General features: G+C 32.2%; 23 protein-coding genes. 8 read left to right on the top strand and 15 right to left on the bottom strand.

The window, feature by feature from the left end; translation table 11 throughout:
* From LQ617_RS13750 to LQ617_RS13740, 3 genes are all read right to left on the bottom strand, one after another.
* Positions 1-436, bottom strand: a 436-nt coding sequence (locus tag LQ617_RS13750; protein ID WP_239740615.1) for a UTP--glucose-1-phosphate uridylyltransferase, incomplete at its 3' end; no start/stop codon positions are given.
* Positions 437-447: 11 nt separating this feature from the next.
* Complete coding sequence (locus LQ617_RS13745; protein ID WP_239740614.1) at positions 448-3,204, bottom strand: CDP-glycerol glycerophosphotransferase family protein; 2,757 nt, start codon at positions 3,202-3,204, stop codon at positions 448-450.
* Positions 3,205-3,802: 598 nt separating this feature from the next.
* Entirely contained in the window at positions 3,803-4,675 is an 873-nt protein-coding gene (locus LQ617_RS13740; RefSeq protein WP_239740613.1) for a MurR/RpiR family transcriptional regulator, read from the bottom strand.
* A gap of 157 nt (positions 4,676-4,832) precedes the next feature.
* On the opposite strand from LQ617_RS13740, the gene LQ617_RS13735 reads away from it, so the two are divergent.
* Entirely contained in the window at positions 4,833-6,239 is a 1,407-nt protein-coding gene (locus tag LQ617_RS13735; protein WP_239740612.1) for a 6-phospho-beta-glucosidase, read from the top strand.
* A 124-nt stretch (positions 6,240-6,363) separates the two neighbouring features.
* On the opposite strand, the gene LQ617_RS16050 is transcribed toward LQ617_RS13735, so the two are convergent.
* From LQ617_RS16050 to panB, 3 genes are all read right to left on the bottom strand, one after another.
* Positions 6,364-6,492, bottom strand: a complete 129-nt coding sequence (locus LQ617_RS16050; RefSeq protein ID WP_275590283.1) for a hypothetical protein — start codon at positions 6,490-6,492, stop codon at positions 6,364-6,366.
* A 182-nt stretch (positions 6,493-6,674) separates the two neighbouring features.
* Positions 6,675-7,517, bottom strand: coding sequence for a pantoate--beta-alanine ligase (panC, locus tag LQ617_RS13730; RefSeq protein WP_239740611.1), 843 nt, complete (start codon positions 7,515-7,517; stop codon positions 6,675-6,677).
* The gene (gene panB / locus LQ617_RS13725) at positions 7,517-8,323 is read right to left on the bottom strand and encodes a 3-methyl-2-oxobutanoate hydroxymethyltransferase (protein WP_065380910.1); all 807 of its coding nucleotides are present in this window, start codon (positions 8,321-8,323) and stop codon (positions 7,517-7,519) included. Before panB ends, panC begins: the two co-directional genes overlap by 1 nt.
* A 61-nt stretch (positions 8,324-8,384) precedes the next feature.
* Here panB and LQ617_RS13720 point away from each other — a divergent pair, with 61 nt between their 5' ends.
* From LQ617_RS13720 to LQ617_RS13710, 3 genes are all read left to right on the top strand, one after another.
* Positions 8,385-9,233, top strand: coding sequence for an oxidoreductase (locus tag LQ617_RS13720; RefSeq protein ID WP_239740610.1), 849 nt, complete (start codon positions 8,385-8,387; stop codon positions 9,231-9,233).
* Positions 9,234-9,350: 117 nt separating this feature from the next.
* Positions 9,351-9,686 carry a type II toxin-antitoxin system RelE/ParE family toxin gene (locus LQ617_RS13715; RefSeq protein ID WP_037590126.1) on the top strand — a complete coding sequence of 112 codons (336 nt, stop codon included), beginning with the start codon at positions 9,351-9,353 and terminating at the stop codon, positions 9,684-9,686.
* 13 nt (positions 9,687-9,699) lie between these two features.
* Complete coding sequence (locus tag LQ617_RS13710; protein WP_037590125.1) at positions 9,700-9,975, top strand: helix-turn-helix domain-containing protein; 276 nt, start codon at positions 9,700-9,702, stop codon at positions 9,973-9,975.
* Positions 9,976-10,067: 92 nt separating this feature from the next.
* On the opposite strand, the gene LQ617_RS13705 is transcribed toward LQ617_RS13710, so the two are convergent.
* Positions 10,068-10,622 carry a GNAT family N-acetyltransferase gene (locus LQ617_RS13705; protein ID WP_191836543.1) on the bottom strand — a complete coding sequence of 185 codons (555 nt, stop codon included), beginning with the start codon at positions 10,620-10,622 and terminating at the stop codon, positions 10,068-10,070.
* Positions 10,623-10,834: 212 nt separating this feature from the next.
* Here LQ617_RS13705 and LQ617_RS13700 point away from each other — a divergent pair, with 212 nt between their 5' ends.
* From LQ617_RS13700 to LQ617_RS13690, 3 genes are all read left to right on the top strand, one after another.
* Positions 10,835-11,275: an aggregation-promoting factor C-terminal-like domain-containing protein gene (locus LQ617_RS13700; RefSeq protein WP_239740609.1), complete on the top strand. Its 441-nt coding sequence runs from the start codon at positions 10,835-10,837 to the stop codon at positions 11,273-11,275.
* 136 nt (positions 11,276-11,411) lie between these two features.
* Entirely contained in the window at positions 11,412-12,041 is a 630-nt protein-coding gene (locus LQ617_RS13695) for an NAD(P)-dependent oxidoreductase (RefSeq protein ID WP_204258705.1), read from the top strand.
* Positions 12,042-12,110: 69 nt separating this feature from the next.
* Positions 12,111-12,524 carry an Rrf2 family transcriptional regulator gene (locus LQ617_RS13690; protein WP_025906348.1) on the top strand — a complete coding sequence of 138 codons (414 nt, stop codon included), beginning with the start codon at positions 12,111-12,113 and terminating at the stop codon, positions 12,522-12,524.
* A gap of 397 nt (positions 12,525-12,921) precedes the next feature.
* On the opposite strand, the gene LQ617_RS13685 is transcribed toward LQ617_RS13690, so the two are convergent.
* A complete protein-coding gene (locus tag LQ617_RS13685) occupies positions 12,922-13,575 on the bottom strand; it encodes a CPBP family intramembrane glutamic endopeptidase (protein WP_239740608.1) in 654 nt (217 codons plus the stop codon).
* 200 nt (positions 13,576-13,775) lie between these two features.
* On the opposite strand from LQ617_RS13685, the gene LQ617_RS16100 reads away from it, so the two are divergent.
* Positions 13,776-15,278 carry a glycosyltransferase gene (locus tag LQ617_RS16100; protein WP_204188167.1) on the top strand — a complete coding sequence of 501 codons (1,503 nt, stop codon included), beginning with the start codon at positions 13,776-13,778 and terminating at the stop codon, positions 15,276-15,278.
* A 53-nt stretch (positions 15,279-15,331) separates the two neighbouring features.
* Here the strand turns inward: LQ617_RS16100 and LQ617_RS13675 are convergent, their stop codons facing one another.
* The 7 genes from LQ617_RS13675 to LQ617_RS13645 form a co-directional block, all read right to left on the bottom strand.
* Positions 15,332-16,372, bottom strand: a complete 1,041-nt coding sequence (locus tag LQ617_RS13675; RefSeq protein ID WP_206166449.1) for a sensor histidine kinase — start codon at positions 16,370-16,372, stop codon at positions 15,332-15,334.
* Positions 16,373-17,053, bottom strand: a complete 681-nt coding sequence (locus tag LQ617_RS13670) for a response regulator transcription factor (protein WP_239740607.1) — start codon at positions 17,051-17,053, stop codon at positions 16,373-16,375.
* A 5-nt stretch (positions 17,054-17,058) separates the two neighbouring features.
* Complete coding sequence (locus LQ617_RS13665) at positions 17,059-17,496, bottom strand: DoxX family protein (RefSeq protein WP_037590117.1); 438 nt, start codon at positions 17,494-17,496, stop codon at positions 17,059-17,061.
* A gap of 71 nt (positions 17,497-17,567) precedes the next feature.
* A complete protein-coding gene (locus LQ617_RS13660; RefSeq protein WP_037590116.1) occupies positions 17,568-18,029 on the bottom strand; it encodes a DM13 domain-containing protein in 462 nt (153 codons plus the stop codon).
* Positions 18,030-18,121: 92 nt separating this feature from the next.
* A complete protein-coding gene (rpiA, locus tag LQ617_RS13655) occupies positions 18,122-18,802 on the bottom strand; it encodes a ribose-5-phosphate isomerase RpiA (RefSeq protein WP_159315705.1) in 681 nt (226 codons plus the stop codon).
* A gap of 132 nt (positions 18,803-18,934) precedes the next feature.
* The gene (locus LQ617_RS13650) at positions 18,935-20,077 is read right to left on the bottom strand and encodes an NADH-dependent flavin oxidoreductase (RefSeq protein ID WP_239740606.1); all 1,143 of its coding nucleotides are present in this window, start codon (positions 20,075-20,077) and stop codon (positions 18,935-18,937) included.
* A gap of 802 nt (positions 20,078-20,879) precedes the next feature.
* On the bottom strand, positions 20,880-22,334 hold the full coding sequence (locus LQ617_RS13645) for a glycoside hydrolase family 1 protein (RefSeq protein ID WP_239740605.1): 1,455 nt from the start codon (positions 22,332-22,334) through the stop codon (positions 20,880-20,882).
* Between the last annotated feature and the right edge of the window lie 10 nt (positions 22,335-22,344).

The raw sequence follows: 22,344 nt of genomic DNA, 5'->3' as shown, positions 1-22,344 counted from the left end.
TTAATTGTTTAATAGCTGGATTATCCGATTCAACAATGTCATCACCTAACAGTACGGCGAAAGGTTCGTTTCCAATAAATTGCTTCGCTGTGTGAATCGCATGGCCTAATCCTTTTTGTTCTTTCTGTCTAACATAGAAGATGTTCGCTAATTCTGTTGAATATTGAACTTTATCAAGTAATTCAAGTTTCCCTTTTTCATATAAAGTTGTTTCAAGTTCCTTTTGAATATCGAAATGATCTTCAATCGCGCGTTTATGTTTACCAGTTACAATAATTATATCTTCAATTCCAGCACGTGATGCTTCTTCTACAATATATTGAATTGTTGGTTTATCTAATATTGGTAACATTTCTTTAGGCATTGCTTTTGTAGCAGGTAAAAATCTTGTTCCTAAACCAGCGGCAGGTATAATTGCTTTTTTTATTTTAGTCATAATAATCTCCTTTACTTAAATACATTTATAAATTCTTGTTTAGATTTTTCTTTATAGTAATTGAAATCAAATTCTTCAAACGATTTATTTCCTTCTAGATGTATCATAAAGCCATCTACAAGGCCTTCTACACTGTTTTCTGTAATTATCGCTTGATTTTCATTTAAATATTCAGTTGTTTCTTTTAAATTCACTGTTATTACATCAGTATTTAAAGCTAATGCTTCATATACTACTAACCCTAAACCTTCATAATTTGAAGATAGAACGAAAGCATCCACATGATCTAATAAAGGATATGGGTTGTTTATGCCACCCAGAATTACAATATTTTCTTTTGCAACTGAATCTCGAACCCATTGAATCGTTTGAGATTTCAAAGGTCCATGTGGACATACCATAATTAAAAATACATTAGGATTTTCAATATATACTTTTTCAAATGCAGCTATTAACTTATCGTGACCTTTTTGATAATCATATCTTCCAATATTCATGTATACTTTAATTTCTGGATTATACAAGGCATCGAGCATTCTACATTTTGAAACCCTCATTTGATTATATAATTCCACAGAATGAACAATAGGGTCCTTCTCATTTAATTTAAAGTATTCATCGATTACATCTTGGTTATTCAAAAATAAATGTTTGAACGTTTCTGTTAACTCTCTATCTTTTAAGAAATCTTCATAAAGTCCAGTAATAGAGTTTACAATACTTTTTTCTATTTTATCTTTTTGAGTTACTAATGTTGATTTTGAATATTCTTCTTTAGTTTCCAATTGCTTTATAGACTTAGTTATATTTTCCGTCAATACTGTTTGTTCTGGATAATCCTGTATTATTTTATCATCTAGCTGTTCTTGATCTAAATTGGCAAAATCCAAATACATATTTTCGTTATAAGCATAATCAACATGTACATTATCAATTGATTCTAATAAATTTTCTTTTGCTAGTTTTCTTGTTCTTTGTTCTCCTAAGAAATTATTTACAGTGACGACTTTATTAGAAACTTGAGGTATATGATTGATTAGATTTGCTTTTAGATTTCTATGAACAAGTACGATTTTATTTGCTTTTTCATATGCACCATAGATAATTTTTTTACTAAAATTCTTTTTAGCTTCATACTCAGCAAACATATCAGTATGAACCCAAATAGCAGTATTTGTATCAATATGTCGCATCATTTCAGCACTTTTTCTTTCAAAGCCAGTATAATGAATAAACCAATCTATTTTTAAATCACCAAATAGTCTACTAAATTCTTCTTTGAAAATTCTGCTTAAATCTTTTTCCATACCTTTAATTTTGAATTTTTCGTTCCATAAATATCTTTTCATCAGCAATCTATCTTTAATACTACCGTTTATTTCTCCAACTGTTGGATAAAAATGAACGTTTTCAGGTAAATCTAACAAGCGATAATAATGTTCTTTTTTAACCTTATCTTTTTCAAAGAAACAAATATAATTTTTTTCTGTAGTATCAATATTTTCTAATGTGTTGATTAAAGCAGTCGTAATACCATTACTCCAAAATCCTCCACTAACAATTACTACTGTTTCTTTACCATTATGAAGATTATGTTCTTCAATCGTTAAATCATCTTTATCTAGAAACATATGATTAATAATAATTTTAGGCGCATCTATCTTGTCATACTTATTATATTCATTTTTAAATTCTTGATAATCGATTTGTTGCGGAATTTGTTCAACTTGCTTTAACAATCCTTCTAAGCTATTTGATTGTAGAAATGGGTATAATGATAAATCGTCATATAAACCTCTATTTTCTTTATAATCTTTATAATCATAAGTATAAAGTATAACTGGTTTACCTAAATTCACGTAATCGTACATTACTGATGAATAATCTGTAATAAGACAATCAGTGACAGCTAGAAATTCATATGTCTCAATGTTAGACGGGAATGGTTTAACTTTCTCGTATGAATCTGGAATAATCGTTTTTTCAAATGGATGAAGTTTTACGTATAGCACTGTATTTTCATCTAAATTTTCTTCAAAATATGTAATTAACTTTGTAACATGTTGTGAATTCTGTACACTACCAATATTCCCTCTCCATGTAGGCATATATGCTAGTATTTTTTTATTATTTAAATTCAAATCATTTCTATTCTGATTTCTTTTCTCTTCTTCAAAAAAGACACTGTTTCTTGGAGAAGGACCAACTATAAATTTACCGTTATAAACATTGTTTAAATGATGCGTTCTTGCCAATATTTCCATTGTTTTTTGATTATTGACATATATTCTATCAGCCATATAGAAGTTTCTTTGCACATTAGCAATATCTACTACTTTAGGAATATCTTTACCCATATGTTTTAAAGGCGTTCCATGCCAAATGATATAATATTTCTGCCCTTCTCTCTTATTAAAGAATGGATAAAATGTTGTATCATTTATTAAATATTCACAAGTAGCCATTAATTCATAGTATTGATTCGACATATGTTTTACAAAATTAATTTTCTTTAGTTCTGACTTATCGAAAAATAACTCAATATCTTCTGTCTCTTTCAAAGCTACATAAATTTTAAAATTTAGTTTACTATTATTTAACAATTCTTTTATCATGTAATAAATATGACCACTATATGTATCACCATGCACCGCTTCAAAAAGTATATTACCTTTTTTAATTTTTTTATTACGTCTTGCATTTACATATATTAACTTACCTTTATTTTTCTTATAATTATTATATTTCTTTAAAACTCTATTTTTCATTTTTTCCTCTTCTTTCTAATAAATTGTTATCTATTATAATTTCGGGAAATTCAGTCAAACTCGATCAACACATCGAATCGTCTGTCGATTATTCTATTCCTCTTTATATTCACCATTTTTAATTTCCAAATAATCTTGAACTATATTTTGTATTTTAATTAACATGTATATTAAAACCGTTGCCATGCTCATAAATTTGAGAAATAACTTCATATCTCAGCCCCCTTGTCCCATATCTCTTTATTTATAATTTTGTAAAATATCAAGTGTATATTTTGAAATCTTAACTACTATTTCTATTTATAAAACAACATATTAATAAAAGCGTTTTCAAAAATAGGAAAAATAATACATTTTACATACTATGATTATATCATTAAAATTCAAAAGAAAAAGGTAATTATTTGAAGTCGCAAAATTAAAACTTACTCTCTTCAATTTTAAAATAATATACATTTATTTTTTTGTTTTTCTATAGTATTTTAATTCAAGAAATATCGAACAAATCTAAAATAATATATATTTCATACAAACTACTTATAATAAGTTGATTGTATGTCCTCCAAGATTTAATAGTATGATCCTCATATATTTCCAACTACTTATTCTCCTGTATCATCTTATTATGCGTCACGCGGTTATCGAAATTTTTAGCGATATTGATTTTATAATCTGTATGTTTGTCATAATCTGTTCCATACACGCAAGCATACAAAATATCCATTAAGAAACTGATGGAATCTCGAGTTGTGAAGTTGCTTATTTTGGAATATAACTTTTCTCTTGTTGAGATGCGTAATGTACTGTCTGCGTATTTGGTTACTGTATTTTCACCAATACTTGTGAGTCCGATAATTGGAATGTGTTTTTTCTTTAACATTGGTAATAATTTCAAGATACTTTGATTTTCACCACTATATGAAATGAAGATGGCACATGTATGTTTCGATGACTTTTCTATTTCAAAATGGGGTTCGAGTGCACACAGTTTAACGGTCTTGCCAATTTGATTCATTCTCATTTCAAAGTCTTCGCATATCATCAAATTATGATACAATCCAAAAATTTTAATGGTTTTCGCTTCTTTTAAATACGTGACTGCTTTATCCAATTCTTGATGATCGATTAAATGCACAGTATCGTCTATCGTTGTTTGATTGAGTCGTGCTAATTTATGGCTAATGGACACGTTATTATCTGATGCATCAAATGGAAAGTTTGCATCTATTGATTCATAATGTCGATTTAAGTATTCTACTTCTTCTAAATAATGATCTTTCAACTCTAACCAACCGTCGTATCCTAACTTTTTAGCTATGCGAATACCAGTCGAAGGATGTGTATATGTTTCTTTAGAAATTTGATTTAACGTCTTAGACTTAATCTTCTCTCTTTCTTCAAACAAATATTGAATAATACTTTGTTCTGCTTGTGAAAATATATCTTCTTTCATTCTTTCTGTTAAAAGCATATTGATATCTCCTTTTGTAAAAAGTCATTACAAAAATCCGGTTTATTTTTAAGAAATTTGTAAATGCCATTTGATAATGCCCGATTTGCCTTTTTAATGATTACTTCTATTTTATACTTAACGTGTATAAGAAAGAAAATATTAGGAGGTCATTATAATGGAAAAAGGGATAAAAATTGTAACTATCGGTGGCGGCAGCAGTTATACGCCTGAATTGATGGAAGGTTTTATTAAACGTTATGAATCGTTACCTTTAAGTGAAATTTGGTTGGTAGACATTCCTGAAGGTAAAGAGAAATTAGAAACTGTCGGTAAAATGGCGCAAAGAATGTGGGATGCTTCTCCATATGATGTCACAGTACATTTATCATTAGATAGACGTGAAGCTTTAAAAGATGCTGATTTCGTTACGACACAATTTAGAGTGGGTTTATTAGATGCTAGAATTAAAGATGAACGCATTCCTTTATCGCATGGCTTCTTAGGTCAAGAAACGAATGGTCCAGGTGGTATTTTTAAAGCGTTAAGAACCATTCCTGTCTTATTAGATATTGTCGAAGATATGAAAGAACTTTGTCCAAATGCATGGTTAATTAATTTTACAAATCCAAGTGGTATGGTTACAGATGCTATCGTACGATACGGCAAATGGGAAAAAGTACTTGGTCTATGCAATGTACCTGTGAATAGTTTGATTAATGAGCCGGAAATGTTGAATGTTGGTGAAGGAGAACTTACGCATCATTTTGCAGGGTTAAACCATTTCCATTGGCATCGAGTTAAAGACGCAAATGGTCATGACGTGACTTATCAATTAAATAAACAATTAGTTGAAGATGCATCATCGTTACCTTCTAATATCTTTGATGTGCCATTTTTCGAAGAGCAATTACAACAAATGCAGCTCATTCCATGTGGTTACCATAGATATTACTACCGTGCAGAAGAAATGCTTGAGCATGCACTTAAAGAATATAATGATCCAGAAATCGGTACGCGTGCTGAACAAGTTAGACAAACGGAAAAAGAATTATTTGAACTCTATAAAGATGAACATCTCGATCATAAACCAGAGCAATTAAGTCAACGTGGTGGTACACATTATTCAGATGTCGCATGTGAGACAATTGCATCTATCGCTTCAAATAAGAATACACATGTCGTAGTATCTACTGTTAATAAAGGAGCAGTACCAGATTTAGCACCTGATGATGTGGTAGAAGTGTCAGCATATATCAACGCGACAGGTGCTCAACCAATCGCATTCGGTTCCTTACATCCAGCAGAACGCGGATGGTTACAAGTAATGAAGAATATGGAATTATGTGTAGAAGAAGCAGCCGTTAAAGGAGATTATGGATTACTATTACAAGCATTTATTATTAATCCATTAATTCAAAGTGGCGAATCTGCGAAACAAGTAATGAATGAATTACTCATTGCACATAAAGCATACTTACCACAATTTGCAGAAACAATCGCTCAATTAGAAGCACAAGGTGTCACAATTAAAGATGACAAAGCAAGAGCATTGAGTGCAGAAACATCATTGAAAGAAGTGTAAGTAAGAAGATAGAAGTCTTGGATGAAGCGTGAGGCAGAATGATGTCTCACGTTTTTTTGTGTGGATGTGGATGTGAATGTGGTGCGCTAACGATCTTGTTTGCGATTCTTGAGCGTTAGAATTTCTAACGATCTTGTTTTACACTCTTGATCGTTAGCGCCTGGGTCCCTCTCATTTTTTGAAAATTTCTACCGGCTAACGATCTTGTTTCTGTTTCTTGAGCGTTAGAATTTCTAACGATCTTGTTTTTCACTCTTGAGCGTTAGCGCCTCGGTTCCTCTCATTTTTTGAAAATTTCTACCGGCTAACGATCTTGTTTCTGTTTCTTGAGCGTTAGAATTTCTAACGATCTTGTTTTGCACTCTTGATCGTTAGCGCCCCCATCAAAATACAAAAAACCGATTGTGCGCGTGCACAATCGGCTTCAATAAATTCCTATATAATAATATTATCTATTAATCTTGCTTGGCTAAATTTAACGGCTAGTGAAATAAAGATTTGTCCTTCTATTGTATGTTGTTCTTCTAATTCTGGATAACTGTAAATTGCGACTTCTACGATATCTCCGCTCACGTTACTTTCTAAATATTGTGTGATGGCTTGTATTAAAACGTCGCTATTTCTTTCGCCTTCATCATATTTCTGCTTAGCTAATGCTAAACTTTTAGATAAATGTACGGCTTCTTTTCTTTCTTCTTCTGTTAAATAAATATTTCTTGAACTTTTTGCTAGTCCGTCTGCTTCTCGCACGATATCTATTGGTACGATTTGAACTGAGTGGTTAAAATCTTCTACCATTTTTTCTATTATAGCGAGTTGTTGTGCGTCTTTTCTACCAAAGTATGCGCGTGTTGGTTGAATAATATTAAACAACTTATTAACAACTGTTACAACGCCATCAAAGTGACCTGGTCTTTTCTTACCTTCTAGCACTTGTGCTAAACGACCTACAGTAATCGTCATCTCTAGTTCTCCTGGATACATTTCTTCAACTGTTGGATGAAATACATAATCTACACCAATTTGTTTAAGCTTCTCTAAATCAGATTCAAATGGTCTTGGGTAATCATCAAAGTCTTCATTAGGTCCGAACTGTAATGGATTTACAAAAATACTCACTGCAGTAATGTCATTTTCTTCTATTGATTGTTTCATCATTTTTAAATGACCATCGTGCAATGCACCCATCGTTGGTACGAGTCCTATTGTTTTACCTTGAGATTTAAATTGAGATACGATTGAATTCATATCTTTAATACGTTCTACTACTTGCGTCACTACTCTGTCTCTCCCATCACTTTCTTCTTATATGTGTGTGCTTCTGAAGGGAATGCACCACTTTTAACTTCTTCATGATATGCTTTTAGTGCATCTACACCATTTGAAAAATCACCGTATTGTTTCACAAATTTAGCAATATGTTCTGAACCGTAATTTAATAAATCATGATATACGAGTACTTGACCATCTGTACCTTTTCCTGCACCAATACCGATAACTGGAATTGTCAGTTGTTCCGTAATCACTTCTGCTAAATCACTTGGAATTGCTTCTAAAACGAGCATCACTGCACCTGCTTGTTCAACTGCTTTCGCATCTTCTATCAATTGTTCAGCTTCTCTTTTTGAGCTTGCTTGTAATTTATAACCTGTAATGCCGACACTTTGAGGCGTTAAACCTAAATGAGATACGACTGGCACACCAATTTGAGTACAACCTTGGATCAATGTCGTATGCACACCTTCGATTTTCACAGCGTTTGCTTTAGTATCTTTATACAATTGAATTGCATTTTTCATATCCGTTGTATGATCAATACCGACTGCTCCAAAAGGTACATCAACGATTACGTAACTTTCTGGTGCACCTCTTCTAACAGCTTTCGCATGATGTATCATATCTTCCATTGTCACTTCGACTGTACTATCGTAGCCCAACACAACCATTCCTAAAGAATCGCCTACTAAAATAGTGTCTATTCCTGCTGCTTCTGCTTGTTTAGCACTTGGATAATCGTATGCTGTAATCATGGATATTTTTTCTTTTTGTTCTTTCATGGACAACAATTGTTTAATGGTTTTCATCCCGTACCACCTTCTTATATTTGCTATTATGTATATATTAACATTGAAAGGAAAATAATAAATGAAAAAGTTTGGAATAATCGGTCCTGGCGCTGTGGGTACAGCCATTACATTTGCATTAACGCAATCAAACCTTGATGTTACGCTATTTGGAAGATCAAACGCTACAGTCTATTTCCAAGAATACAATCAAGATGTGCAACATTCATTTCCCGTTCAATCTTTAGAAGATGCACATGAAAAAGTAGATATCTTATTTATTGCTGTTAAAGCAACGCAACTTGACGCAATCATCCCGTATCTTCATCATATCCTACATGCTAATAGCGTTATTATTTTAACTCAAAATGGCTATGGACAGTTAGAGAAAATTGATCACCCGCACAAATTTCATGCAGTCGTTTATATAAGTGGCCAAAAAGAAGACAACGTCGTCACGCACTTTAGAGATTGGACTTTAAGATTACCTGTTCACGCACAAACATTAGACATTAAAAGTTTAACTGAAAATAGTTTACTTAATATTGAATGTCTCGAAGATTATGATCAACATGTTTGGTATAAATTAATCGTCAATTTAGGCATTAACACGGTAACTGCTCTAACAAGACAACCAGCTCGTGTACTTAAACATGATCAAATACATGCACTTTGTTACAACTTATTAGTTGAAGGTAATCGTGTCGCTAAAGCTGAAGGTATTTATTTTGATGATGATTTTGAAGAGAGCATTATGAAAATTTATGAAGGCTACCCTGATGACATGGGTACAAGTATGTATTACGACATCATAAGTGAAAGACCTTTAGAAACAGCATTTATACAAGGTTATATCTACAAAATTAGCCAAAAACACAATTTAACAACACCTTATATAGATAGTACTTATGCAGTTTTAAGTACTTATTAATGCATCAATATTAATAGCCCCTATACCACGGGAATAATGGTATAGGGGTATTTTTTATACGTTTAATTTTCGAGTAAATAAAGTGACGATTGATAGCATAAATGCTATCATATAAATATGAAAAGCATAATATTTGAATACGACAATATAGTAAGTTTTCAAGAATATCTCAACAGCATACCTGTTAAAGATTCAGTTAAACTACTTCAGATTATATCTTTAATTGAAGAATATGGAATTCAACAAGCTCAAAAAATGGAATGGACAAAGAAACTAGAAAAGAATCTTTATGAAATACGTTCGAAAAGAGGTAGTAACATTCAACGAGTTATATATTTTAGAGTAGTTGATAACAGATATGTAATAACTCACGGTTTCACTAAGAAACAACAAAAAACACCTAAAAAAGAGATTGAAAAAGGTAAAAGAATTAGAAGAAATTATTTAGATTAAGGATGTGAAAAAAATGAGTCAAACAGACAAACTGATTGCTAAAAGTATAAGCGATAATCCTCATTTAGCTCATGAACATAAAATGGCAAGAAAAAAATTAAGAGCTGCAATGTTGGTTGTTAACTTAAGGGAGGAAAAAGGCTGGTCCCAAAGAGAGTTAGCTAATAAACTTAACAAACCTCAATCTACTATAGCCAGAATTGAAAACGGAGATGTTAACCCTTCTTTCGGTTTAATGGATGAAATCGCTCATTTAGCTGATAAAGAATTAACTTTGACTAAATTATAGAATACTTAATATTCTTTTTGGCTTTGACAAATTAATAGTACACATTAATTTATAGCCCCTATACCACGGGAATAATGGTATAGGGGCATTTTTTATACGTTTAACTTCCTATTTAATATATCTTCCATCATCAACCAACCTTTTTGATCTGTATTATCTGGGTCATATGGTTCGAAACCATAATTTAAATACATATTAATTGCTGGATAACTTGTTGTTTGTGTCGTTAAATATACTTCTTTATGACCAAGCTCTATTATTTTGTTAAGTGCTGCACTCAATAATGGCTTTGATAATTTCTTACCTTGATATTCCGGTTTAATGGCTACGAAATGTATTCTACCTAGATGTGAGTCTGTTAATGGTAATTGCCCGAACCATGCTGTCGTCGTTCCTATTACGTCTCCTGAATTATTCTCAATAAATAAGCATCTATATTTCATTTCTTCTATATGAGAGCCAAATTCTTTATGAAACCTTTGCAATGCTTCGTCTATATTTGAAAATTCTCCTGCAGCAGTTTCAACTTCTGCCCAAAGACGTTCGTCCCCTTCTTTAAACAATCTAATTGAGTAACCTTCTGGTAATTCATATTCAGGTATGTTGTCTAAATGATTTCTAATCATCTTAAGCTTAATTCTTTCCATAATAATACACCTCTATTTCTATAAAGTTACTGTAAACGTTTCAAATTACAACTTGTCATATGCCTATTATCTTTTTAATCTGACTGTCATAAAAGAAATTTTATTTTTATTCTCCTGTAACCTATGATATCAAAAATGGTGTTAGAGTGTATGAAGTAATAAAGATACAAAATTTATAAATGCTTTAAATAGCACATGGAGGATATTTTTTTATGAAGAAATTATTATTTGCAACAACAGCTGCAGCAGGCATTATTGCTTCTGGATTTGGCGCTCAAGCAGATGCAAGTGAATATACAAACTACTCTAATCAAAATACAAACTATAACTATACAACTACACAAGTCGCTCAACCGACTCAAGCAACTCAAACTTCAGAATCAACTGATTCATCTAATACAAGTGAAGTATATAAAGAGTTTATCGCTGCTGGCGGTACAAAAGCATTATGGGATAACATCGTAATGCCTGAATCTAGCGGTAACCCAAATGCCGTAAATGAACTTGGCTACAGAGGTCTTGGTCAAACTAAAGAATCTTGGGGTACAGGTAGTGTTACTGAACAAACTAAAGGCATGATCAAGTATGCTAAAGAACGTTACGGTTCAATCGAAGCTGCAATTGCTTTCCGTCAAGCTAATAACTGGTGGTAAGATATAAATAAACAAACATCTGCTATGTGGATTTCCACATAGCAGTTTTTTTATACACAAAATCTTTGACAAAACCCGATATACATATTATACTCAACTTGTATCTAAATTAAATACAAGAAAGAGGTTATGTAAAATGAAAATAGGTGTTATAGCAGCAAACGGTAAAGCAGGTAAATTAATTACAGAAGAAGCAATTAACAGAGGATTAGATGTAACAGCCATCGTTCGTAACGAAAATAAAACAGTCGCAAAACAATCTATTATTAAAGATATATTTGATTTAACAACTGAAGACTTAACACAATTCGATGTTGTTGTAGATGCTTTTGGTGAAATTAGAGAAGACAAACTTCATTTACACCAAGACTCTATCCAACATTTAAGTGATATTTTATCAAACACAAACACACGATTAATTATTATCGGAGGCGCTGGTAGTTTATACGTTGATGATCAATTAGAAAATCAACTTTTCGATACACCTGATTTTCCAGAAGTATTTAAACCACTTGCAAAAGCTCAAGGTAAAGCACTTGTAGACCTTCGTAAAAGAGATGACGTACGTTGGACATTTATCAGTCCTGCAGCAGAATTTATAGCTGATGGAGAAAGAACTGGAGAATACATTTTAGCTGGGGAAGTCTTCACTTTAAACGATAAAGGTGAAAGTAAAATAAGCTATGCTGATTACGCCATTGCATTAGTAGATGAAGCAACTGAAGGTAACCATATCCAAGAAAGAATTTCAGTATTATCAAAATAATACGCATTTACTATCGCAATTCTCATCTCTCAAAGTTATAATAAATAAGGAATCTAAGAGGTGAAAAGCGTGAATACACAAATATCAGTAGCAATTCATATATTATCATTACTATCTGTAAACAAAGAACCTATATCTAGTAAATTTATAGCAGGTAGCATTAATAGTAACCCTACACTTGTAAGAAAAATATGTAAATATTTAAGAAATGGTAACTTAATCGAGAGCCAACAAGGTAAATCAGGCTATCGACTGGCTCAATCAGCAGACCAAATCTTATTAGGCGACGTTTATAAACTTATTCAAGATGAAGAGCATTTCGCTAAAATTCATCAAGACACCAATCCAGATTGTATCGTCGGACAAAATATACAGTCTGCATTAGATGATGTTTACACACAAGTAGATCAACAAATTATTGATACACTCAATCAAACATCCATATTAGATTTAACATCTAAAATGACCGAAACCGTACAGTAATTTTAATTATATAGAAAAAGCTGGAAACATCTTTAACAACAGATGTCTCCAGCTTTATTTTTGTTTAAATGAGAAACTGAGCGCACGATATCTACGAGTCTTCGTGCGTTACACCCCCATTTTGTACCTTAGCGCACGATATCTCTCAGTCTTCGTGCGTTACACCCTTATTTTGTGCTCTAGCGCACGATATCTACGAGTCTTCGTGCGTTACACCCCTATTTTGTACCTTAGCGCACGATATCTACGAGTCTTCGTGCGTTACACCCCTATTTTGTACCTTTGCGCACGATATCTCTCAGTCTTCGTGCGTTACACTCCTATTTTGTACCTTAGCGCACGATATCTCTCAGTCTTCGTGCGTTACACCCCTATTTTGTACCTTTGCGCACGATATCTAATTAAAAAACACTAAATATATAAGAATATGTACTAGATTATTTAGTCCATGCGCTACTATGGCTACTTCTAATCGATTAGTCTTTAAATAAAGTGCGCCAAATAATAATCCTATTCCAAAGTAAATGATAAACTCACCTATGCTTGATGGTCCATGTGACAATCCAAATAGTACGCTAGATACGATATATCCTATTAGTAGATGTCCTTTAAACATCCCTTTTAACATGAAACCTCGAAATATAAGCTCTTCAAATATTGGTCCTAGTATCACAAATATAATAATAGATATGTATAGAGGTAAAGTATTTAAATCTTTATATACTTCCATTTGATTTTGTGGTTGTCCTATAATTGCCGATACAGTCCAATACATGATAAGTGCTATACCTAATGTACTCAATGTATATTTGATATCTGCTTTCTTTAAAGCTTCAAATTTAATAAGTTGTAATTGGAATCGATGCATTAAATAAAGTAACAGGATAAATAACACACACCCTATTAATACAATGAACAAATTGCTAGCTAACGCAATCGATGTATATGTACCCATGCATATAATAATGAGTAAACACGACTTTAAGATTACATACTTCGTTTGATCTTGAAAAATTGGTTCACTATCTTCAAACATTTGTTTCATACTCATTTATTTATCCTCATTTCAATAAATTAACAATTTATTTTTTATAAATAAATGTATTTCGTCCATTATAACAGGAAATATTATGTTATTGTAACTTCTCATTATACGGCTTATTTCCAGATTTTTTACATAAAATACTGACATGACAATATGAAATATCGTATATTATATATGTATAATTATATTTTGTAGGTGATTTAAAAGTGAACTATTTTATTGTAAATAATATCAATAATAAAATAACTGGCATTGAAAAATCAGTTATAAATAGACTAAAATTATTTAATTCATACAACTTGTCAGCAAAAATTATTACATTATCTTGGAATCCTAATTTACATAAGAATGCTCATATATTCGGAGTAAATAAACAAGTCTTTTCAATGTTTGATTATTTTCAAGAATCTATAAACATTCATATGAATACAGTTAAAGACTGGATTGAATATTGGCAACATGATTTGAACTATGAAATTAAATATATTCCTAATACAAACGATGTAAGAGTATTTCGCAATGGTAAGAGATTTATATATGCTAGTTTCCGCGACTCCGACTACAAATTATTAAATTTTGTGAATCATATAGATACAAAAGATAAAAAATGTAAAAGAGATTATTACGATTCTAGAGGTTTCTTAAGTCGTATTAGATATATGTGTGCTAAAGAAAAGCCGGTCTATGATGCTTATTTAACACCAAATGGACAAGTAAAGTTAGAAATATATTTCGATCAAAATCAAGAGAAAGAAATCATTTCTAGAATCATGCTTTATGATTTTCATTCTAAAGATTATATATTTGATAACAAAAATGAACTGGTCGCATTTTTCTATGAACATTTATATAAAGACGGTGACTTATTCTTTAGTGATAAGACTGCTATTACTTCTCCACCATTCTTACTTACAGATTCGAAAATACCCGTTATATCTGTATTACATAGTACACATGTTAAGGACAACAATGATGTAGAAGGTTCAGACATTAAAAATATTTATGGTAGTGTATTCAATCATTTAGAGCGATTTTCTGGTATTTTAGTATCTACTCTTCAACAAAAGAAAGATGTAGAGAAGCGTATTCAATCAAAAATACCTGTTTATAATATTCCAGTTGGATATGCTCAACCAATAGAGCCGAATTATTCACCTACTGTGCCTGACGGGCCAATTAAATTAATGTCGATCGCACGATATTCACCTGAGAAACAACTCGAGCATCAAATTCGACTCGTCGATAAATTGAAAGAAGATTTTGAGCAAATTGAACTTCATTTATTTGGATTTGGTAGTGAATTAAATAAATTAAAAGAATTGGTTGATTCATTAAGTTTAGAAGAACATGTTAAATTCCGTGGATTCATCCCTAATATTACGAAAGAAATGCACAAATTCCATGTAAGTATGATAACAAGTAATATGGAGGGATTTGCATTAGCATTGTTGGAATCATTATCAAATGGGCTACCTGCAATCAGTTATGACATCCCTTATGGACCAAGTGAATTGATTGTTAACGGTAAAAACGGTTATCTTGTTCCTAGAAATGATGAGGACAACCTTTATGAAACCGTGAAGTCTTACTTAAGTAATCCTGAACTGCAAAAAACATTCCGAGACAACTGTATGACTGAATCACAAAAATACGCACAAAGTGAAATTATTAAGAAATGGCTTCATTTATTAGGTGAAGTAAAATCATAAATTCAAACAATAACCCCCAATTCATCATTCTGAATTGGGGGTTATTATTTATGTTATTTCATAGGTACTATTAAATAAAATGTTGTACCGACATCCTCTTTACTTTCTACCTTTAATTGTCCGTCCATTTGTTCGGCCAGATTTTTCGCAATATATAAACCTAAACCTGACCCACCCGTATCTTTGTTTCTAGACGCTTCAACGCGATAAGTGCGATCAAATATACGGTGTAAATGTTGCTCTGCGATACCTGGACCATCATCAGAAACGGCAATGCATATATTACTGTCTTCTTTCGTAACTTTAATTTCAACTCTTGTTCCAAGTTGTGTATATTTAAATGCATTATCTAAAATATTCATGAGTATACGTTCTAATGGTACTTTATATTGTTTGAAGTAAGTGATATCTTCACATAAATTAACATCTATCGTGCGATTTTCACTCGAGATTTGTTGTTCATAAGATTGTAAAAGTGTCACAAAAAGTTTATCTAAATAGATCGTTTCTAATGGATAACTTTGTTTATGATCTCGATTAATTTCCATTACACTAGTCAATTCATCAAACATCATTGAAATTCTTTGAGATTGTTTAATTAACACACTGTAAGCTTTCTGTTGATCATCTGATTGACTTATAATACCTTCTTTTAAACCTTCTGCATAGGATGTAATACTTGATAATGGTGTCTTTAAATCGTGTGTTAAGTTTTGTACCATTTCACTTTTTTCTTGTTGTTCATATTGAACTTGTTGTATTTGCGCTTCAATATTTCGAGCCATACTATTAAAGGCTTCACTTAATTCTTTCATTTCTTTCGGACTATCTATTTTTATGGCCGTTTCACTATATTGTCCATCTGCTATTAATTTTGTTTGTTTATTCAACAATCTAATACGTTTAACTAATGGCGTAATAAACAACATACAAATGACTGTCGTTAAACAACTTGAAATAATCGCACTAATCGTCAAAAGTAATGTTGTATGTGCATTAAACCACATCCATTTATATGCAATTGCTAGAATAATTGTCGTTAATACAATGCTACTGATAAATGCAGTGATAACTTGTGTTCGAATTGTTAGCATTTATTTCACCCTTTCAAATTTATAACCTAATCCCCAAACGGTTTTAATAACATATTCATCATATTGATGTTGTTCTAACTTTTCTCTTATACGACGTATATGTACATTTACAGTGTTGGCATCTTCGTAATAGTCGTATCCCCATACTTTTTCGAGTAGTTCTGATTTAGAAATGACCATTTTCTCGTGGTCTGCTAAATACCAAAGTACATCAAATTCTTTTACTCTTAATGATACTTCTTGATCATTTACTTTAATGATTTTTTCTTGTTTACATAATTGTAAAGAACCAAATGTTAAGTAATCTTGTTTAAAATATTTTTGAGTACGATTTAATAAGTTATGCGCTCTTAACACGAGTTCACGAGGACTGAATGGTTTCTTTATATAATCGTCTGCACCTAACGTCAATGCATAGATCGTATCGTGTTCTTGCGTCTTAGCAGTTAAATAGATAAAAGGAATGTCTAGTTCCCGCGCTTTCATCTCTTTAACGACATCATAACCGTTTTTTTCGGGCATCATAATATCTAATATCATTAAATCAATTGCGTCATTCAACTGATGGATGGCTTGTTGTCCATCCGAAGCTGTCACAACTTGATGCCCTTCATATTCAAAGTAAGTCTTACAAATATCTAGAATATCTTGTTCGTCATCTACAATTAAAACATGCGCCATAATCTCTATCCCGCTTCCTTCTTCATAAACTTCTTAACGATAGCAGCTGCTGATAATTTACGTAAACTTCTGATATTTAATGCAATCAATATAAAGCCTACAAGCTGAAGTGGATACGTAAAAATCATATCTGCTAAAATGTAATTTATCATTATAAATATACCAAAAAGTGCTGCATAATACTCCAGAAATCCTAGAATTAAAGCTAATCCTAAAAATATTTCACCTAAAGGAATGACCCATTCCCATAAAGTCGTATATGGTGCAATAATATGCTCAAAAAACCACTTGTACCACATAGGAGAGTCTTGATTCTGTGCGATTACTTGCGTTAATCCTTGTAAACTAAACCCTCCTGTTAATTTTTCATATCCTTGCATATAGATTAAATAACCACTATAAACGCGAATGATTAAACATATGAATGTATATATCTTTGTCATGACATGCTTTCTCCTTTTATAAAGTTTAAGGGAAACTCAGAATTACTGAATTCCCCCTTAGTGAAACGTATTTATTTTAATTTAGCACTACCGAATACAACATGTGCTTTATCACAATAAATTGTCACTTCATTATATTTAGATGTGTCCATGTCTTTTAAATCAAATGTTTGTTCCATCTTATCGTAATCTACTTTATCAATTTTCATACCTTTTTTAATATCGCCATCTTTAGTTAAGTAAACATGTAAGTCAGGTCCTTTTGATGATTTGAAATCAGTTAACATTAATTTATTATCTTTAATCGTTGCCTTACCTTCTACTTTTTCACCATTCATAGATTCAAACATTCCAGACATCATCATGTCTTTCATGTCACTGTCTTTCATGTTTTCTTTACTCATGTCTTTATCTTTCATTTCAGTTTTCGTATCCATCTTATCGTCTTTTTGCATATCATTATTACCACATGCACCTAATAATATAGTTGTTGTTAATGCAAATGCTCCAAATGTTGTTTTAGTTAAGTTCATTTAACACATCTCCTCTTTAGTTGATATGTTAAGTTTATGCCCTATGACATCAATAAACCATTAACTGTTTATTAACTACTATGAACTCATTATTAATTCTCGATTTTAATGACACTTTGTGTTTCAGAACGGCTCATGAATACTTTTTTCGCCATATTGATAAATAATCCAGTCTCTACAACGCCTATGATAGATATTAAATCTTGATTTAATTGCTCTGGATGATGAATCTCTCCAAACTCACAATCTAATATGTAATGATCATTGTCTGTTATATATACATTTGAATCTTTCGTTCGTAATGTCGCTTGGCAACCTAAACTTTCTATTGCACGTGCTGTGATTTCCCATCCAAAAGGCACAACTTCTACTGGTAGCTTAAACTTACCTAACGTCTTAACGTATTTCGTTTCATCTATAATCACAATAAAATTATCCGTGGCATTCGCAACAATTTTTTCACGTAGTAACGCACCACCGCCACCTTTAATCAATTGAAGATTTTCGTCCACTTCATCAGCACCATCAATAACTAAATCTAAGTGGGTCACTTCTGAAAAATCAGTAAGCGGAATTTGATGAATACGTGCTAATTCAGCAGTATCTTCAGATGTTGGTACACCTTTAATTTGAAGGCCGTTTTTAACACGTTCACCTAACTTCTCAATTGCATAACGCATAGTTGAACCTGTACCAATTCCTATCGTCATACCATCTTGTATATCATTAACCGCTTCATAAGCAACTTCTCTCTTTAGCTCATCTTGATTCACGTTGTACACCTCATTCGATTTTTTCAATTATTGTTACAAGTTTAACACACCAAAAATATTTGTTCAGAGTACAAAAAAGCTGAGGCAACTTAATGCCTCAGCTAATCAAAACTATATATATAAAATTATGGATTATTTAGTTTGAGAAGTTTCTTGATCAGTTCTTGGTAATGGGTAGAAACCTGCTACAAACTGTTTCCATAATGGGTCTGGTAAATCATGTTTGTCTGCTCTTTCAGGATCGAATACAGAAACGATTTCGTCTTCTTTTCCTTGTTCGATTTTTGATACGAATTGGTAATCCAGTAACAATTCTCTACCAAGTGCAATAAGTGGTGCACCTGTTTCAATTGCTGATAATGCATCGTCAGCAGTAAAGATTGAACCAATTCCTATTAATGGCACACGACCATTTATCCATTCTAATAATAATTTAATACGTTCTTCACCTTTATATTGTCCTTCTCTTGTTGTTGAATGAATATCCATTAATGATACATGTAAGTAATCAAGTGGTTTTTCAGATAAAGTCTTAACAAGTTGTTCTGTTAATTCCATAGAAATACCTGGAGATTCTACTTCTTCAGGAGAGAAGCGATAGCCTACAATAAAGTCAGGTGTTGCATGTTCACGTACAACTTTAAGTACAGCATCAACAACTGCTAAAGGATATTTAATATGTTCACCCCACTCATCATCTCTTCTGTTGTAATAAGGTGAGAAGAATTGATGAATTAAATAATGGTTTGCACCATGAATTTCAACACCATCAAAGCCAGCATCGATTGCTATTTTAGTAGCATTAGCGAAAGATTCAATAGTATGTTCAATTTCTTCTACAGTTAATGCTCTCGCAACATGTGTTTCTTGTTGTCCGAAGCCTTTCACTTCAACTTCACTAGGAGCAGCCGCTTCACCAGTTGGCGTTAATCCAGGTAATGCCATCGCACCACCATGATGGATTTGAATTAAAGCTTTCGCACCATTTTTCTTCATAACTTCAGCTTGTTTCTTAAGCCCAACAAGATCCGCTTCTTTAGAAACAGAAGGTTGTCCAGGGAAAGCTTGGCCAAGCGGTTCAACATAACTCGCAGCAGTAATAGAAATACCTACATCTTGAGAACGTTTTTCTATATATGGAATTTCAATATCAGAAATCGTACCATCTTCATTTGATGAAATATGTGTTAATGGCGCAAGTACAAATCTATTCTTAACTTCCACACCATTCGGTAATCTTAAAGATTTAAATAAAGGTTCATATTTTTTGTTCATTTTCAATAACTCCTCCTTATGAAATAACACTATACCACCATCAGAAAATAACATGCCAATTTAATGCTTATAGAAATGGTATGAAATAGATTTTTTTGGTTAACTAGTGAGTTTATTGAGCCTTTAACTCACATGTTTCGCGATCTTGTGAGTTTACTACCTCTTTAACTCACATCTTCACCAATCTCGTGAGTTTATTTCCTCTTTAACTCACATCTTTTACAATCTCGTGAGTTTACTTCGACTTTAACTCACATCTTCAGCAATCTCGTGAGTTTACTCCAACTTTAACTCACATCTTCGGCAATCTCGTGGGTTTACACCACCTTTAACTCACATCTTCAGCAATCTCGTGGGTTTACTACCTCTTTAACTCACATCTTCAATAATCTCGTGAGTTTACTACCTCTTTAACTCACATCTTCAATAATCTCGTGAGTTTACTCCAACTTTAACTCACATCTTCAGCTATCTCGTGAGTTTATTCCAACTTTAACTCACATTTTTCACGAACTCGTGAGTTTACTACCTCTTTAATTCACATCTTCAGCTATCTTGTGAGTTTACTACCTCTTTAACTCACATCTCCAGCTATCTTGTGAGTTTACTACCTCTTTAACTCACATCTTCAATAATCTCGTGAGTTTACTTCATCTTTAACTCACATCTTCAACAATCTCATATACCTATTACCTCCCAGCACACGAAAAAACTGAACTTAAATTTAAAAATCCACATAATCTGATTGTGGTCAGATTATGCGGATATTCATTAAATCAGCTATTTAGTTGTTCAAACAATTTTATAAGTGCGCGCCGTTTGTTGAGATAACCTCTTTATACCATTCGAATGAATCTTTTTTAGATCTATTACCTGTACCATTACCGTCGTCATCTTTATCTACATATATAAATCCGTAACGTTTACTCATCTCACTTGTAGACATAGATACTAAATCAATTGGGCCCCATGCTAAGTAACCCATTAAATCTACACCGTCTTGTACAGCTTTTTTCATTTCTTGTATATGTTTTTGTAAATAATCTATTCTATAAGTATCGTGAATGCTTCCATCTTCTTCTACGACGTCTTTCGCACCTAATCCATTTTCTACGATGAATAATGGTTTATGATATCTATCCCAGAATTCATTTAGCACGATACGGAGTCCTATTGGATCTATTTGCCAACCCCAATCTGATGCTTCCAAGTATGGATTTTTCAAGCTATTCATCAAGTTGCCTTCTGTTACTTCTCCTTCTTCACTGTTTGCGGATAATAACGACATATAATAACTAAATGAAATATAATCTACTGTATATGCTTTAAGTGTTTCTAAGTCACCGTCTTCAATCTTTAATGAAAAATCATTTTCTTTTAAAAATTGTTTATAGTAGTTTGGATATTCTCCTAACGCATGAACATCTGTATAAAGTAAATTCATTTGATCTTCTTGCATAGCTTTTAAGACATCTTCTGGATTACATGTATAAGGATAATGTTTCATTCTCGCTAACATACAACCAATTTGTGCATCTGTATCAATTTCTCTTAGTGCTTTTGTTGCTAAACTAGATGCTAACAATTGATGATGTAACGCTTGATATGATGCTTCTGTCGGATTCTCTAACTTATCTGAAACGATACCGCCACCTGTGAACGGTGAAATATTAATAATATTGATTTCATTAAATGTCATCCAATATTTCACTAAACCTTTATATCGATTAAACACAGTTTTAGCATAATGTTCAAAATGTCCAACAACTGCACGATCTACCCATCCATTATATCGCTCTGTTAAACCATATGGCGTTTCATAGTGACTCAAAGTGACAACAGGTTCGATATTATATGATTTTAATGTTTTGAACACTTTTTCATAAAATGCTAATCCCGCTTCATTTGGTTCTGCTTCATATCCTTTAGGGAAAATTCTAGACCAATGAATAGATAATCTAAATGCTTTAAATCCCATTTCAGCTAATAATTTAATATCTTCTTCATAACGATGATAAAAATCAATACCTTCTCTTTTAGGGAATCGACCGGTATGTTCACCGCTCAACACTTTCTGAATATGTTCAGTTGTCACTTCCATATGATTATCTTTCGTTCTTTGATCTTTCGGAATATATTCTACAAAGTCCGCACTTGATAAACCTTTACCATCTTCATCAAATGCACCTTCTATTTGATTGGCTGCAGTTGCGCCACCCCATAAAAAGCCATCTTTAAATCCAGTGTTCGTCTCCATATTCATTACT

This window comes from Mammaliicoccus sp. P-M59 (genome assembly GCF_022386135.1).
GTDB classification, from domain to species: Bacteria; Bacillota; Bacilli; order Staphylococcales; family Staphylococcaceae; genus Mammaliicoccus; species Mammaliicoccus sciuri_A.
The sequence above is the reverse complement of the archived record's forward strand: the minus strand, read 5'-3'. Positions and strand labels throughout refer to the sequence as shown.

Excerpts from the sequence above, each read along its gene's own strand:
- LQ617_RS13705 (WP_191836543.1), bottom strand. The coding sequence starts at position 10,622 with ATGGAAAGAATTAAGCTTAAGATGATTAGAAATCATTTAGACAACATA.
- LQ617_RS13665 (WP_037590117.1), bottom strand. The coding sequence starts at position 17,496 with ATGACAAAGATATATACATTCATATGTTTAATCATTCGCGTTTATAGT.
- panB (WP_065380910.1), bottom strand. The coding sequence starts at position 8,323 with ATGAAAACCATTAAACAATTGTTGTCCATGAAAGAACAAAAAGAAAAA.
- LQ617_RS13675 (WP_206166449.1), bottom strand. The coding sequence starts at position 16,372 with ATGCTAACAATTCGAACACAAGTTATCACTGCATTTATCAGTAGCATT.
- LQ617_RS13700 (WP_239740609.1), top strand. The coding sequence starts at position 10,835 with ATGAAGAAATTATTATTTGCAACAACAGCTGCAGCAGGCATTATTGCT.
- LQ617_RS13710 (WP_037590125.1), top strand. The coding sequence starts at position 9,700 with ATGAGTCAAACAGACAAACTGATTGCTAAAAGTATAAGCGATAATCCT.
- LQ617_RS13720 (WP_239740610.1), top strand. The coding sequence starts at position 8,385 with ATGAAAAAGTTTGGAATAATCGGTCCTGGCGCTGTGGGTACAGCCATT.
- LQ617_RS13735 (WP_239740612.1), top strand. The coding sequence starts at position 4,833 with ATGGAAAAAGGGATAAAAATTGTAACTATCGGTGGCGGCAGCAGTTAT.
- LQ617_RS13715 (WP_037590126.1), top strand. The coding sequence starts at position 9,351 with ATGAAAAGCATAATATTTGAATACGACAATATAGTAAGTTTTCAAGAA.
- LQ617_RS13650 (WP_239740606.1), bottom strand. The coding sequence starts at position 20,077 with ATGAACAAAAAATATGAACCTTTATTTAAATCTTTAAGATTACCGAAT.
- LQ617_RS13745 (WP_239740614.1), bottom strand. The coding sequence starts at position 3,204 with ATGAAAAATAGAGTTTTAAAGAAATATAATAATTATAAGAAAAATAAA.
- LQ617_RS13645 (WP_239740605.1), bottom strand. The coding sequence starts at position 22,334 with ATGGAGACGAACACTGGATTTAAAGATGGCTTTTTATGGGGTGGCGCA.
- LQ617_RS13695 (WP_204258705.1), top strand. The coding sequence starts at position 11,412 with ATGAAAATAGGTGTTATAGCAGCAAACGGTAAAGCAGGTAAATTAATT.
- LQ617_RS13685 (WP_239740608.1), bottom strand. The coding sequence starts at position 13,575 with ATGAGTATGAAACAAATGTTTGAAGATAGTGAACCAATTTTTCAAGAT.
- LQ617_RS13670 (WP_239740607.1), bottom strand. The coding sequence starts at position 17,053 with ATGGCGCATGTTTTAATTGTAGATGACGAACAAGATATTCTAGATATT.
- LQ617_RS13660 (WP_037590116.1), bottom strand. The coding sequence starts at position 18,029 with ATGAACTTAACTAAAACAACATTTGGAGCATTTGCATTAACAACAACT.
- LQ617_RS13740 (WP_239740613.1), bottom strand. The coding sequence starts at position 4,675 with ATGCTTTTAACAGAAAGAATGAAAGAAGATATATTTTCACAAGCAGAA.